Source organism: Christensenella minuta, assembly GCF_003628755.1.
GTDB lineage: Bacteria > Bacillota > Clostridia > Christensenellales > Christensenellaceae > Christensenella > Christensenella minuta.
This window is the reverse complement of sequence record NZ_CP029256.1, coordinates 604,528-617,131: the sequence shown is the minus strand read 5'-3', so window position 1 is coordinate 617,131 and position 12,604 is coordinate 604,528. Positions and strand designations below refer to the sequence as shown.

Genomic DNA, 12,604 nt, shown 5'->3' with positions numbered 1-12,604 from the left:
AGGCGTGATTCAATTGTTTTACATTTGCTTGATATAGTAACTTACGAGTTCCTCAAGCAGTTCGTCACGGTCGACGCTTGCAATAAGGGAACGCGCGTTTTTATACCCTGTCACGTAGGTCGGGTCACCGGAAACGATGTAGCCTATGAGCTGGTTCACCGGATCATAACCTTTTTCACGCATTGCCTCGCTTACGATACGGATGATACCGCGCACAGGATTCTCCAGTTCCTTATCGAAATTGAATTGCATCGTCTTATCGAAATCTGACATTGCCCCGCCTCCTTTACTGTAACTGCCTGCTTTTATTATAACCCAAACGGGCCAGGAAGTAAATTGCTATTTGTTCTCCGCGAGCACCTTACTAAGCGCAGCCTTAAGAGCATCCTCCGCAAGAAGCGAACAATGCACCTTTTCAGCCGGCATTCCGCCAAGTTCATCTACAATATCATTCTTGGTGATTTTCAGCGCTTCTTCTATCGTCTTTCCCTTGACCATATCCGTCAGGATACTTGAACTTGCAATCGCTGCGGCACAGCCATAGGTCTGAAAGGAAATATCCTTGATGACATCACCGTCCATCTTCAGATAGACCGTCGTGGTATCTCCACAGGTAGGGCTTCCCGCCTCGCCTACAATATCCGCATCCTCCATAACGCCTACATTATGAGGCTCCTGAAAATGTTTGATTAGTTTTTCCGTATACATTTCTTCTGTCTCCTTTTTCTTTATGCGTGCGCCTACCTGAACAACGGCGATATTTTCCGCAGCCGTTCCGCAAGCTTCACGAGCTCATTTACCGTATAGTCCACCTGTTCCCTGGTGGTCGTTTCTCCCATGGTAAAGCGAAGCGCGCCCTTTGCAATCTCCGGCGGGATTCCCATAGCAAGCAATACATGCGAGGATTCCAGCGAACCGCTGGCGCACGCAGAACCGCTCGAACACTCGATCCCCGCAAGGTCAAGGCTCAGAAGCGAGGCCTCCGCTTCAATAAATTCCAGCGAAATATTTACATTGTTGCACAATCTCTTTTCCGGATGTCCATTGAGCTTGGTGTAAGGAATCTTTTCCATGATCTCATGGATCATGTAGTCCCTCAGCTCTGTGAGCCTGCTGTTTGTTTCCTCCAATTCTTCCGTCGCCATGACGAGTGCCTTGGCGAGCCCAATAATCTCCGGCACGTTTTCCGTCCCCCCGCGGCGTTTCCGCTCCTGCGCGCCGCCGTGCATAAAGCGCTCAATCTTAACTCCATTGCGAATGTAGAGCATTCCAATTCCCTTCGGGCCATAAAACTTATGCGCCGAAACGGACAATAAATCTACATTAGCCGCCTGAACGTCAAGCGGCAGATGGGCGGCGGCCTGTACCGCATCCGTGTGGAAAAGCACGCCCGCCTCACGCGTCACCTTGCCGATCTCGGCAATGGGGTTAATCGTACCCACTTCATTGTTGGCATAAACCACAGACACGAGAACCGTATCGTCCCGTATTGCATCCTTTACCTGCTGCGCTGTTACCATTCCATATTCATCTACCGGTAAAAAGGTAACGTCATAGCCATTTTTCTTTAGATATTCAGCCGTATCCATAATCGCGTGGTGCTCAACAGCGGTCGTAACCAAATGCTTTCCCTTGGCCTTGTTGGCCTCCATCACGCCTTTGAGGGCCCAGTTATCGCTTTCCGTACCGCACGCCGTAAAATATACCTCATTGGCATATTTCGCGCCAATACACTTTGCAACGTCTTCCCGCGCCTTATCGAGCGCATTTTTCGCATATCTTCCGCTTTCATACATACTTGAAGGGTTTCCAAAGTGTTCTTTATAATAAGGCTTCATCGCCTCGAGCACTTCATCTTTTACGTAGGTCGTCGCTGCGTAATCCAAATAAATCCTGTCCATCGCATCTACCTTCTTTGATCTGAGATTCTTATCCGGTTAATTAATAAACCGGTCATTTTTCCTTTAAACAGTTTTTGTTTCGAGACTGATAAACGATCCCATTGCGCCGGTATTTCCCCGATCCCTGCGGTGGGAAAAGAACAAGTCCTCCCTTGTATAGGTGCAGATATCTGCGCAGGTGATATTCTCCGGCAAGGCATTTGCGCGGTCAAGCTGCTCCAAGATTGCATGCTGCAAATCGACATACAGCTTACCGTTCTTACGGATGACCGTCTCGCTCCCGAAACGTTCGCTAAAAGGCTGCGCTACGTCTTCGCGCACCTCGAAACACTCAGCCATAATGTGGGGACCTATCCCAATCAGGATATCTTTCCGCGCCGACCCGTATTTATGCAGGAACGTTTGTACGATCTTGGCCGGAAGGCCTTCGTAAACGCCCCTCCAGCCCGCATGGCTTACGCAGGCGATTTTCTGTTTTTTATCCGCAAAAAAGACAGGAACACAATCCGCGTGCAGCGTAACCGCAGTAATTCCCGTCTCATAGATAATCATCGCGTCACATGGAGGCAGATCGCTTTCGCGTGTAATTCCCTTGCCTGCATCCGCAACGGAAGCATTGTAAATGCCGTCCCCATGCGCATAATTCACCAGGGCAAGCGATTCATAGGATACGTCAAGAACCCGGCAGACACGCCTGTAATTCTCTTCTTTGTTCTCCGGGGAATTTTCCCTTGTTTTACTCAGATTAAGGGACGCATAGCATCCCCGGCTGACACCGCCCTTGCGCGTTGTATAGCAATGCTTCCAAAAGCCCGCTTCCAGAAAAGAAGGAATCGTTAGAAAAGAAACCCCGCTTTTTTCCTGCAGTAAAAAACCGCGCTTTACCCTTGTTTCAAACGCGTTCATTTATTTCTCCGTCAAAAGCTTGTTGAGTTCTTCCCGGAATGTATTGATATCTTTGAACTGGCGATAAACAGATGCAAACCGCACATAGGCGACTTCATCGAGCTTTCGCAGGCCTTCCATCACAATCTCCCCGACCTCGTGGGACGTGATTTCCTGACTTGGAGAATTATACACGGAACGCTCAATCTCGTTAATCAGCTCTTCGATATCCTGAAAAGACACTTCGCGTTTCTCGCACGCTTTCACAATGCCCTTCTTGACCTTCTCAATATCAAATACTTCCCGCTTTCCGTCCTTTTTAATTACAAAAACAGGAAGACTCTCAACCTTTTCATAGGTTGTGAAGCGCTTCCCGCATTTCAGGCATTCTCTCCGCCTGCGGATGGAGGTCCCATCGTCGACCGGACGGGAATCAACCACTTTGCTTTCCGGAAAATCACAATAAATACATTTCACTCGCTTTTCCTCCGCAGTAAATTAGATCTATTGTGTTCAGTATATCACATTTTCATAAGAAATACATGGTTTTTCACTATTTGACATCATCGCCCATAGCCGCCTTTAAAAGGAAGCTGAATTTTCGTTCCACTTTGCTGACGCACGACTGAGAGACTCCGGCGATCCTGGCAACTTCCTTTTGGGTCCTTTGCCGTTCTCCTCCAAAGCCAAAACGCAGACAGATGATCTTTTTCTGCTTTGGCGGAAGCCTTTTCGCGGTTTCCTTAACTCTTGCAAGATCAATACTGCGTTCCATTTCCGCCCATACCAGATCTTCGCCCGATTCCGCCATCCTCTCTGCCTTCCAGTTTCCCAGCGGCACTTCGCGTCTTGTATTCTTGCGAAGATACATCAAAATTTCATTTTCAATACAACGGGAAGCATAGGTGGAAAATTGTACATTTTTAAAGGGGTCAAAGGTGTCCGCCGCTTTAATCAGTCCAATGTTCCCCACCGATACCAGATCTTCAAATTCAGTTGCCCGTCCAGTATATTTGTTTGCCACAAATGTAACGATCGCAAGATTCTTTTCAACCAGCGACCTTTTTTCGTACAATCCCGGTCCGCTTATTTCAGGCAGGTCTTTTGCCGGGAAAAGCGGTACGCCTGCATTTTCCTTGCCACACAGCTGTTTCTTCATTCCCGTCCCCTTGCTGCTTTTGGCTGTATGGTAACATTATTTACTCAATGAATTATGTCGATTTATGTAGGTTTTAATGAAATTATTTAATGAAATTTTATGTTTATTTATATTTAATGAAAAAAAGGCCCTTTTCTTTAAGAAAAAGGCCTTATACTATCTGTTGGAATTAATAATCGGTGCGGTTCCTTCTTGGCTTCTTTTTCAGGAAGGAAGGAATTTCGAGGTCTTCATCCCCGAATGCATCCAAAGGCTCAGGATCTTTTACTCCAGATTCCTTTAATTCCGGCATGGGAGAAGTGTTCGTATTCAAGGTCGCCTTTTCACGATGCGGAATCGGAGGTTCCAGATTCAGGGAAACCTCGTCCGTAAATTCGATCTTCTCTTCTACCTTCTGTTTTTGAACTTTGGGCATACCTGCCGTCTCTGGTGCGTCAAAGCCGGTTGCAATCACAGTAATGCGCACTTCGTCGTCAAGCGAGGGATCAATGCACACACCGAAGAACACATCCGCCTCCGGATCTGCCCCCTCCTGAATGATCTTCGCAGCTTCCTGAATCTCATACATACCAAGGGAAGGGTCGCCTGTCACATTAAAGATGATTCCCCGTGCACCTTCGATTGTGGTATCCAGCAGGGGACTATTGATCGCCTGCTTCGCGGCTTCCACCGTTTTATTTTCGCCATAGCCGATTCCAATGCCCATGTGCGCAATACCGCGCAGGGTCATAACCTTCTTAACATCTGCAAAGTCCAGATTGATGAGTGCCGGCTTGCCGATCAGGTCGATAATCCCCTGGATTCCCTGACGCAGGACATCGTCCGCCACGCGAAACGCGTCGACAAGCGGAGTATCCTTTCCGACCGTATTCAACAGCTTATCGTTGGGGATCGTGACGATCGTGTCCACAACCGATTTCAAATCCTCAAACCCCACTTCCGCAGCCTTCGCGCGCGGATGCCCCTCAAACCAGAAAGGCTTAGTGACAAAACCGATCGTGAGGCAGCCGTCTTCCTTCGCGATTTCGGCAATAACCGGCGCCGCACCTGTGCCTGTGCCACCGCCAAGGCCGCAGGATACAAATACAAGATCAGCCCCCTTTACCGCCTGCTCCAGCTCGTCCCTGCTTTCCTCTGCCGCTTTACGGCCTGTACCCGGGTCCGCTCCGGACCCAAGACCCTTTGTAAGCTTTTCGCCGATTTGGATTTTCTGATCCGCCTTTGACAGGAATAAAGCCTGCTTATCAGTATTTACCGCAATAAGCTCCGCTCCTTTTACGCCAAATTCTATCATTCTGTTGACAGCATTGTTTCCCGCACCGCCAACACCGAAAACGCGAATCTTCGCGAAATTTTCACTGTTATTATCAAATTCGAGTGACATTTGTTTTCCTCCTTGTTATGGATAAATTATTCAAACAGTACATCCTTTCCTTTCCCAAAAAGTCCTTTCTTTTTGGCTGGTGGTTTGCTTTGAATGTAACCGTCATACGCATATTGCATAAGTGCATACGCCGAATGCATATCCGGCGGCTGCAGCTTTGTATTCGGAACCTTTATCAGGGAAGGTATCCTGCCGGACACCGCCCGGAAAAAGCTATCCGAGCCTTTCATGAAAGCAAGGCCTCCGCCTGTAAGGTAGACGTTGATTTTTCTGCCGATTTTTGCCTCCGCCTTGGCCACATGCTGGTCGATATAGGTAATCAGATGTTCGACACGCGCATCGATAATTTCCTTTAATAAATCATAAGGATATTTTTTAAGCTTCCCTTCCGAGTCCTTTGCAAACAATTGGGAAATGCTGTTGTTATCGCTCAGGCCAAATGTATACCGGCGTTTCAGCTGCTCCGCCGTTTCCGCCTCAACCTTCATGGCATAGGAAATATCACTTGTGATATGGCCGCCGCCCATCGGAATCGTGGCAAAATACAAGATGGAATCGCCATAGATCAGGGAAACATTCGTGCTGTAATAACCAATGTCTACTAACGCTGCAAAAGAATCCCGTTTTTCAGCCGTGAGCAGATAAAGCGCCTCGGCAAGCGGCTCGGGAATAAAATAATCTATCCGGACTCCCAAATGATTCAAAAGATCCATGACATCCTTCAGGAAAAATTTATTCGCGAACGTAAAAGAAGCGCACCCGCGCAGAGTCTTTGTCGGAATGTCGTAGGGCTCGAGATAGACATTTTTATCGTCAAGCAGGAACCACGCGGGCCACTCGTGCACCAGTGTCAAATCGTCAAGGATATCGAACCGGCGCGCGCGGTCAACCAGACGGTCGACATCACGCTCGGTAACACGTCCTTTTACCGGCACCTGAGCCGTCTGCGTGATGACCTTAATAAAAGAACCCGGTATCCCGACATCAGCGCTTCTGATACGAAATCCGGTTTGCCGTTCACACGATTCCAATGCCTGTTCCAAGGCATAAATCACATTTTTGGAATCCACCCAATTTGATTTTTTAATTCCCGCATAGGGAATCTGCGAGTACCCTAAAACCTCCAGCCCCATACGCTGTTTTTTTTCAGCGACGGTGCAGGAAATTTTTGAAGTACCGAATTCGATAACCGTTTTGAAATCTCTCATTCAAAAACCAACCTTAGCATCCTGTTTCCATTATACATAAGAAACCATTATGCATATAATATCACATTTATTTGGAAAACAAAACACTTTTGTATATTTTTTGTCATATTCGCCCCGTTTGGCCGGACATATTGCACAATAGCAGAAAGACCTATTCGCCGCTCTGCGGCGAAGCTCCTTCATTGGGATCGGCATCTCCCCCATCCCCCTGCGCGTTGTCATCCTCTGGAGTTTGCATTCCGTCCTCCTGCGTTGTGGGCGTACTGTCTTCGGTAAGCTGATAGGTTGCCGATATCCCCATCGTTACGTCTAATATCCCCGTTGTATTCCCTCCGCTCGCGGCAAGCTTTGGAATCATGCGCTTTATCATTTTCACCTTATCAGTTACCTTGTCAGACTGCCCAAATTTAATTTCAAGGCCGTCACGGGTTTTCATTTTGATGTTGTTGATATCCGTCAGGTCCACCGTTTCTATCAGGTCTTTAATTTCTTTTTCTTCAAGCGCATTTATCAGCTCCGTATAGACTGTAAGCTTAAAGCTGTCCTGTGTTGAAATTTGTTTTCCCAGGTTCACCGCATCGATCGCGAAGCCCGTCACCGTAGGATATGTCCCTGCCGGAGGCTCCGCCAGCATCTCAAGAACGTTAGCATTCACGTCCACAAGAAGGTAAGGGTATTGGTCCGAATATAGGACCACTGCCGCCGGTTTACGCTCCACGACAGCAACCACCAAGGTCTTTGGGTATTTTTTTGTAATGCTGTCTACCTCGAGGTACGGTTCCGTTTCTATCTTTTCTTTGATTGCATCCGTATCTACGAAAAACATATGTGTTTTTGGCTGGATATCCGCCAGCTTTGCGATATCACCATTGGAAAAATCCGGATGATCGCCCTGCACCTCGATGTCTTCCACCTGAAAATAAACATAAGTAAAGTAACCGGCTCCTGCAAGAATCAAGATCACCAGCACGACCGTCAAAATTGTCTTCCCTACACTATGCGCTTTCCGCCGTTCCTTCATGATTCCTCCATTATGTCTTCTGGCGCACTGTGTTTGCCATCATAATCCGCCTGCCCTGTTTAGATATATTGAGCAATATCCCAATCATGCTCATAAATATAATCAGCGAAGAGCTCCCATAGCTGATGAACGGCAGGGATACCCCCGTTGGCGGCAGAGAGGCGGTCACGACGCCTACATTGACCACCACCTGCAAACCGATCAGCGTAATAATGCCTGTCGCAAGCATTGTCCCGAACAGGTCCGGGGCAGTCGCCGCTACCTTGATTCCCCTGTAAATCAGGAAAATGAACAAAGCGAGAAGCAGAACCGCGCCGATGAGTCCAAGTTCCTCCGCAATGATCGAAAAAATAAAGTCCGACTCCCCATAAGGAAGCCAGGAGAGCTTTTGGGTCCCGTTTCCGATCCCCTGCCCGAAAAGCCCGCCCGACCCGATGCCGTATAAGGACTGTATTACCTGGTAGCCGTCCCCCGTCGGATTCTGCCACGGATCCATAAAGGATGCGAGACGCGCAACCCGATAGGGCTCCTGCACCATGAGTACGACTCCTCCGACAACCCCGATGCCGCCCAATGCGGCAAGGTGCCAGCCCTTCACCCCACCCACAAACATCATGATAAATGTGAGCGCCGCCAGCACAATGATCGCCGAATAATTCGGCTGGAAATACAAAAGTACGCAAATTGGCAAAAGCACAATAAGGGGGGGGAGCATTCCATAGCGCAGGGTATCCATACGCTTGCGGTTGAGATAAACTGAAGATGCGATAAAGATAATCAGCGCAATCTTTGCAATTTCCGCCGGCTGGATACTGATGCCAAGCACCCTGATCCACCGCGACGATCCATTCAGGTTCACTCCTACGCCGGGTATGAGCACCGCAACCAGAAAAATTCCGGCCAGCGCTAAAATAATATAGCGAAGCTTGAACAGCTTTTTGTAATCGAAAAATGCAAAAAAAACCATTGCCGCCAAACCGATTGCCGCGCCGAACAACTGTTTTTTGAAAAGCGCCAAGCCATCGTAATCATATTCCTTGGAAGACTGCGCCATATAATAGCTGGCGCTGAATACCATGATGACCCCGTAGGCGATTAATATCAACGTTACGATCAAGATCGAATAATCGATCGATCCCTTTTGTAAAATGCTCTTTTTCTGCATGTTAAAGTCCGTTCACAATTTCCTTGAAGATACGCCCCCGCTCCTCAAAATTCCGAAACATATCCCAGCTTGCGCATGCCGGAGAAAGCAATACGTTATCACCCTCGTCCGCTATACTGTAGGCTTTGAGAACCGCATCTTCAAATCCATTTGCCCGGATATAGTTTTGATAGCCGCAGTTTTCGGCCGCCTCGATCAGCTTGCCTGCCGTATCGCCAAGCACAATTACCGCCTTAATCATCGGCGTAAATGCCTGATACAGCGGCACAAAATCACTTTTTTTGTCGTACCCTCCAAGAATAAGCACCGTGGGCCGGACCATAGCGCGAATCGCATTGAGCGTCGCGTCGGGATTCGTCCCTTTCGAGTCGTTGATAAAGGTAACGCCGTTTACCGTACGCACAAACTCGATGCGGTGTTCTACTCCCGGAAAAGTTCGAAGCGTATTGGCTATTACTTCCGCCGATATTCCATACAAACACGCGAGAGCCGTTGCCGCGAGTGCATTTTCGAGGTTATGCCGCCCGGGGATACGCAATTCCTCCGCCGGCATAATATCAAGCTCTTTTCCGTCCAGTGAAAAACAAATGATTCCGTCTTTTACGTACGCCCCATTCGGCGGCACTGTGGACACGCTGAACCAAACGACCTTTGCTTTGATTTGCGGTTCCAGCTCTCTGACAATATCATTATCAAAATTCAGTACGCAATAATCTTTTGGAGTCTGGTTCTTAAAAATCTTCGCTTTGGCGGCAATATAATTTTCCATCGTCCCATAACGGTCCAGATGGTCTTCCGTAATATTGAGGATCGCACTTTCACGCGGGCGATAGGATTCTATAGTATCGAGCTGCAGCGCAGCTGTCTCCGCGACTACCACGTCTCCCGGTGCCGTCTGCATCGCCTCTTGTGTGATTGGCACCCCAATATTGCCCAGCACATGCGTTGAAATACCGGCATTTTTAAATATTTCTCCCGTCAGGGCCGTCGTTGTCGTTTTCCCATTCGTGCCGGTAATCGCAATAAAATCCGCCTTCGATACGGCGAATCCAAGCTCGATCTCGGCAATAACTTGCTTGCCGAGTTCATAGGCCCGGCGGATGAAAGGCAATCCCAGCGGAACGCCCGGACTCAAAACAAGGATATCCATTTCCGGAATTTTATCCATCGGGTCCTGCCCCAGCATATCACGATAGGAAAACCCATCCAGCTCATGGAGCAGGTCTTTCGGCAAATCTTCCCGTTTCTTCACATCATAAATCGTCACATCGGCGCCAAGCCTGCACAGAAGCGCGGCAGAGGAAACGCCGCTTTTCGCCATTCCGATGACCAGTACTTTTTTATTTTTGTAGTCCATAATATGCCTCCTGAAGTACGCTTAAAACGAGAAGAAGAACATCAGAAACGCGCCAATACACAAAAGTGTCGTCGCAATCATATAACCCGTTACGACCTGCGTTTCGCTTGCCCCGCCCAGTTCAAAATGATGATGCAACGGAGCCATACGAAACACGCGCTTCCCGCGCAGCTTGAAGGACCCGACCTGAATGATAACCGAAACTGCCGACAGCACAAACATAAAACCCATAATGGGCAGGAAAAGCTGCATTCCAGTCGCAATTCCCATTGCCGTAAGCGCTGCGCCAAGCGCAAACGCCCCGGTGTCTCCCATAAAGACCTTTGCCGGGTGCACATTGAAACACAAAAAAGCAATACAGGACCCCGCAACCGCTGCTGTAAACATCGTCATATTGGACATGTCATTAACGACTTCCGCATCCGTCACCGCAACCGCTCCAATTACGCTCAGTACAAAAATAAGCAGAAATGTAGACGAATTAATCAATGTAATCCCTGTTGCAAGCCCATCGAGCCCATCCGTCAGGTTAACGCTGTTTACCATTGCAAGCAGGACAAACATCGTAAAGGGAATGAATCCCGCTCCCATCTGCCAGTCCGCGGAAGAAAACGGCACCATTACGAAATCAATCCCCAGCCAGTAATACGCAAGGCAGGCCACGGCTGCCGCGGCAATGAGCTGCAATACGATCTTCTGCCAGGCCCGCAGGCCAAGAGAGCGTTTCTTGAAAAGCTTTAGACCGTCATCCAGAAAACCGATAACCGTGAACGCCAGAACAGTAATGACCGCAAACAGCGTATATTTGATATCCCCGGAAGAAAAAATGAAACTGGACACAATAATGCCTGCCAGCATCGCAATTCCGCCCATGGTAGGCGTCCCTTCCTTCACAAGGTGGGTCTGCGGACCGTCGTCGCGCACATGCTGCCCCGCCTTTGCTTTTTTCAGAATGGGAATCAATATTTTTGATGCCGCAAAGGTAATCACAAACGCAATCAAAACCGTAAGCAGCATTCCTGTTATAAAATTCATAGAGCGTCGACCCTCAATTTTCCTTTATTTTTTCGCAGGCCCGAGCCTGTTCATTATTTCCTCAACAATCACCTTTTCGTCGAAGTCGTGTTTTACGCCTTTGATTTCCTGATAATCTTCATGTCCCTTGCCTGCCAGAAGGATCACATCATCCTTTTTGGCATTGCGGACCGCGTGTTCGATCGCTTCCTTGCGGTTCTCAATACAGATGTATTTTCCATCCGTCTGCCTCATGCCTTCCTCGATCTGTGCCATAATGGCTGCCGGTTCCTCAAACCGGGGATTATCCGACGTAATGATCGTGAAATCGGAGCGTTCCCCCGCGATCTTCCCCATAATAGCCCGTTTGCTGGAATCCCGGTTCCCGCCGCAGCCAAAAATTGTCACCACCCGCGCGGGCGCAAAACTTTTGGCCGTATCAAGCGCATTTTTAAGGCTGTCCGGCGTATGGGCATAATCCAGTATAATGCTGAAATCATGACCGTGGGTATCCAACGGTTCAAACCGCCCTGCTACAGGCTTCATGTTTTTCAGCCCCTGCTCGATGCAATAGCTGTCAATTCCTGCGGCATTGGCCGTCACAACTGCCGCCATTGCATTATAAACAGTAAAATAGCCGGGGATCGGCACTTCAATGTGCAAATCCCGCCCGTCTATTTCAACTGAAAATTTTGTTTTTTCGTGCGTAAGCTCCAAATCCTTCGCCGCATATTGAATAGGCTGGAGCACGCTGTATTTAACAACCTCACGTTTGGCCGCCCCCATCATATTAGCTGCGCTATCATCGTCGATATTGATTACGGAAATCTCAGATTGCTCAAACAGCATACTTTTTGCCTGAATATAGTTATCCCACGTTTCGTGAAAATCTAAATGATCCTGCGTCAGGTTGGTAAAAATACCTATATCAAAATCAATCCCATAAACGCGCTTCAGAACCAGCGAATGCGAAGACACCTCCATTGCCAGTACTTCACAGCCCTCATCCGCCATTTCTTTCAGCAGCCGTTGCAGGTCTATCGATTCGGGTGTCGTACGTTCCGTGTGGATCACTTTGTCCCCTATTATATTGCGGATCGTCCCAATGAGGCCTGCCTTCAGTCCTGCCTGTTCCGCAATGGCCTTAATCATATACGTAGTTGTCGTCTTTCCATTCGTCCCTGTGACGCCGATCATTTTCATCCGCCGGGCGGGAAAATCGAAAAAACGGCAGGCTGCAAGCGCCATTGTCTCCCTGTCGTTTTTTACAACGACCTGCGGTATGTCAAGCTTTTCCTGATATTCCGTTACGACGATCGCCGCCGCACCTTTTTTCGCAGCATCCGGCGCATACTTATGCCCATCTTCAGCAAATCCGGAGATACAAAAGAAAAGATCTCCTTTGCGCACTTTTCGGGAATCATATTTCAGATCCTTTATTTCTGTTTCTCCGTCCCCATATACTTTGCAAGGTATATCGCGAAACAATTCATTCAATGTCATTTTCAGC

General features: G+C 48.4%; 13 protein-coding genes. All 13 read right to left on the bottom strand.

Annotated elements, in window-relative coordinates; all coding sequences use genetic code 11:
- Positions 1-18: 18 nt before the first annotated feature.
- The 13 genes from B1H56_RS02960 to B1H56_RS02900 all read right to left on the bottom strand — a co-directional run bounded on the left by B1H56_RS02960 (position 19) and on the right by B1H56_RS02900 (position 12,597).
- Complete coding sequence (locus B1H56_RS02960; protein ID WP_066521288.1) at positions 19-273, bottom strand: IreB family regulatory phosphoprotein; 255 nt, start codon at positions 271-273, stop codon at positions 19-21.
- A 66-nt stretch (positions 274-339) separates the two neighbouring features.
- Entirely contained in the window at positions 340-708 is a 369-nt protein-coding gene (locus B1H56_RS02955) for an iron-sulfur cluster assembly scaffold protein (protein WP_066521289.1), read from the bottom strand.
- 32 nt (positions 709-740) lie between these two features.
- Positions 741-1,901, bottom strand: coding sequence for a cysteine desulfurase NifS (gene nifS, locus B1H56_RS02950; RefSeq protein WP_121418963.1), 1,161 nt, complete (start codon positions 1,899-1,901; stop codon positions 741-743).
- 63 nt (positions 1,902-1,964) lie between these two features.
- A complete protein-coding gene (pgeF, locus tag B1H56_RS02945) occupies positions 1,965-2,807 on the bottom strand; it encodes a peptidoglycan editing factor PgeF (RefSeq protein ID WP_066521298.1) in 843 nt (280 codons plus the stop codon).
- Positions 2,808-3,263, bottom strand: coding sequence for a transcriptional regulator NrdR (gene nrdR, locus B1H56_RS02940; protein WP_066521300.1), 456 nt, complete (start codon positions 3,261-3,263; stop codon positions 2,808-2,810). It abuts the gene before it with no gap.
- Between the two features lie 76 nt (positions 3,264-3,339).
- The gene (locus B1H56_RS02935; RefSeq protein WP_066521302.1) at positions 3,340-3,945 is read right to left on the bottom strand and encodes a sigma-70 family RNA polymerase sigma factor; all 606 of its coding nucleotides are present in this window, start codon (positions 3,943-3,945) and stop codon (positions 3,340-3,342) included.
- 169 nt (positions 3,946-4,114) lie between these two features.
- On the bottom strand, positions 4,115-5,329 hold the full coding sequence (gene ftsZ, locus B1H56_RS02930; protein ID WP_066521304.1) for a cell division protein FtsZ: 1,215 nt from the start codon (positions 5,327-5,329) through the stop codon (positions 4,115-4,117).
- A gap of 26 nt (positions 5,330-5,355) precedes the next feature.
- Complete coding sequence (locus tag B1H56_RS02925) at positions 5,356-6,537, bottom strand: cell division protein FtsA (RefSeq protein ID WP_066521306.1); 1,182 nt, start codon at positions 6,535-6,537, stop codon at positions 5,356-5,358.
- Between the two features lie 151 nt (positions 6,538-6,688).
- On the bottom strand, positions 6,689-7,558 hold the full coding sequence (locus B1H56_RS02920; protein ID WP_066521308.1) for a cell division protein FtsQ/DivIB: 870 nt from the start codon (positions 7,556-7,558) through the stop codon (positions 6,689-6,691).
- 10 nt (positions 7,559-7,568) lie between these two features.
- Positions 7,569-8,723 carry a putative lipid II flippase FtsW gene (gene ftsW, locus B1H56_RS02915; protein ID WP_066740060.1) on the bottom strand — a complete coding sequence of 385 codons (1,155 nt, stop codon included), beginning with the start codon at positions 8,721-8,723 and terminating at the stop codon, positions 7,569-7,571.
- A 1-nt stretch (position 8,724) separates the two neighbouring features.
- Positions 8,725-10,080, bottom strand: coding sequence for a UDP-N-acetylmuramoyl-L-alanine--D-glutamate ligase (gene murD, locus B1H56_RS02910; protein ID WP_066521309.1), 1,356 nt, complete (start codon positions 10,078-10,080; stop codon positions 8,725-8,727).
- A gap of 21 nt (positions 10,081-10,101) precedes the next feature.
- Positions 10,102-11,115, bottom strand: a complete 1,014-nt coding sequence (gene mraY, locus B1H56_RS02905; RefSeq protein WP_066521310.1) for a phospho-N-acetylmuramoyl-pentapeptide-transferase — start codon at positions 11,113-11,115, stop codon at positions 10,102-10,104.
- A 24-nt stretch (positions 11,116-11,139) separates the two neighbouring features.
- Positions 11,140-12,597: a UDP-N-acetylmuramoyl-L-alanyl-D-glutamate--2,6-diaminopimelate ligase gene (locus B1H56_RS02900; RefSeq protein ID WP_066521312.1), complete on the bottom strand. Its 1,458-nt coding sequence runs from the start codon at positions 12,595-12,597 to the stop codon at positions 11,140-11,142.
- Positions 12,598-12,604 lie beyond the last annotated feature (7 nt).

Bases quoted from the DNA above. Each gene is read 5' to 3' on its own strand.
- mraY (WP_066521310.1), bottom strand. From the start codon at position 11,115: ATGAATTTTATAACAGGAATGCTGCTTACGGTTTTGATTGCGTTTGTG.
- B1H56_RS02920 (WP_066521308.1), bottom strand. From the start codon at position 7,558: ATGAAGGAACGGCGGAAAGCGCATAGTGTAGGGAAGACAATTTTGACG.
- B1H56_RS02925 (WP_066521306.1), bottom strand. From the start codon at position 6,537: ATGAGAGATTTCAAAACGGTTATCGAATTCGGTACTTCAAAAATTTCC.
- B1H56_RS02955 (WP_066521289.1), bottom strand. From the start codon at position 708: ATGTATACGGAAAAACTAATCAAACATTTTCAGGAGCCTCATAATGTA.
- ftsW (WP_066740060.1), bottom strand. From the start codon at position 8,723: ATGCAGAAAAAGAGCATTTTACAAAAGGGATCGATCGATTATTCGATC.
- B1H56_RS02935 (WP_066521302.1), bottom strand. From the start codon at position 3,945: ATGAAGAAACAGCTGTGTGGCAAGGAAAATGCAGGCGTACCGCTTTTC.
- B1H56_RS02960 (WP_066521288.1), bottom strand. From the start codon at position 273: ATGTCAGATTTCGATAAGACGATGCAATTCAATTTCGATAAGGAACTG.
- murD (WP_066521309.1), bottom strand. From the start codon at position 10,080: ATGGACTACAAAAATAAAAAAGTACTGGTCATCGGAATGGCGAAAAGC.
- pgeF (WP_066521298.1), bottom strand. From the start codon at position 2,807: ATGAACGCGTTTGAAACAAGGGTAAAGCGCGGTTTTTTACTGCAGGAA.
- ftsZ (WP_066521304.1), bottom strand. From the start codon at position 5,329: ATGTCACTCGAATTTGATAATAACAGTGAAAATTTCGCGAAGATTCGC.
- B1H56_RS02900 (WP_066521312.1), bottom strand. From the start codon at position 12,597: ATGACATTGAATGAATTGTTTCGCGATATACCTTGCAAAGTATATGGG.
- nifS (WP_121418963.1), bottom strand. From the start codon at position 1,901: ATGGACAGGATTTATTTGGATTACGCAGCGACGACCTACGTAAAAGAT.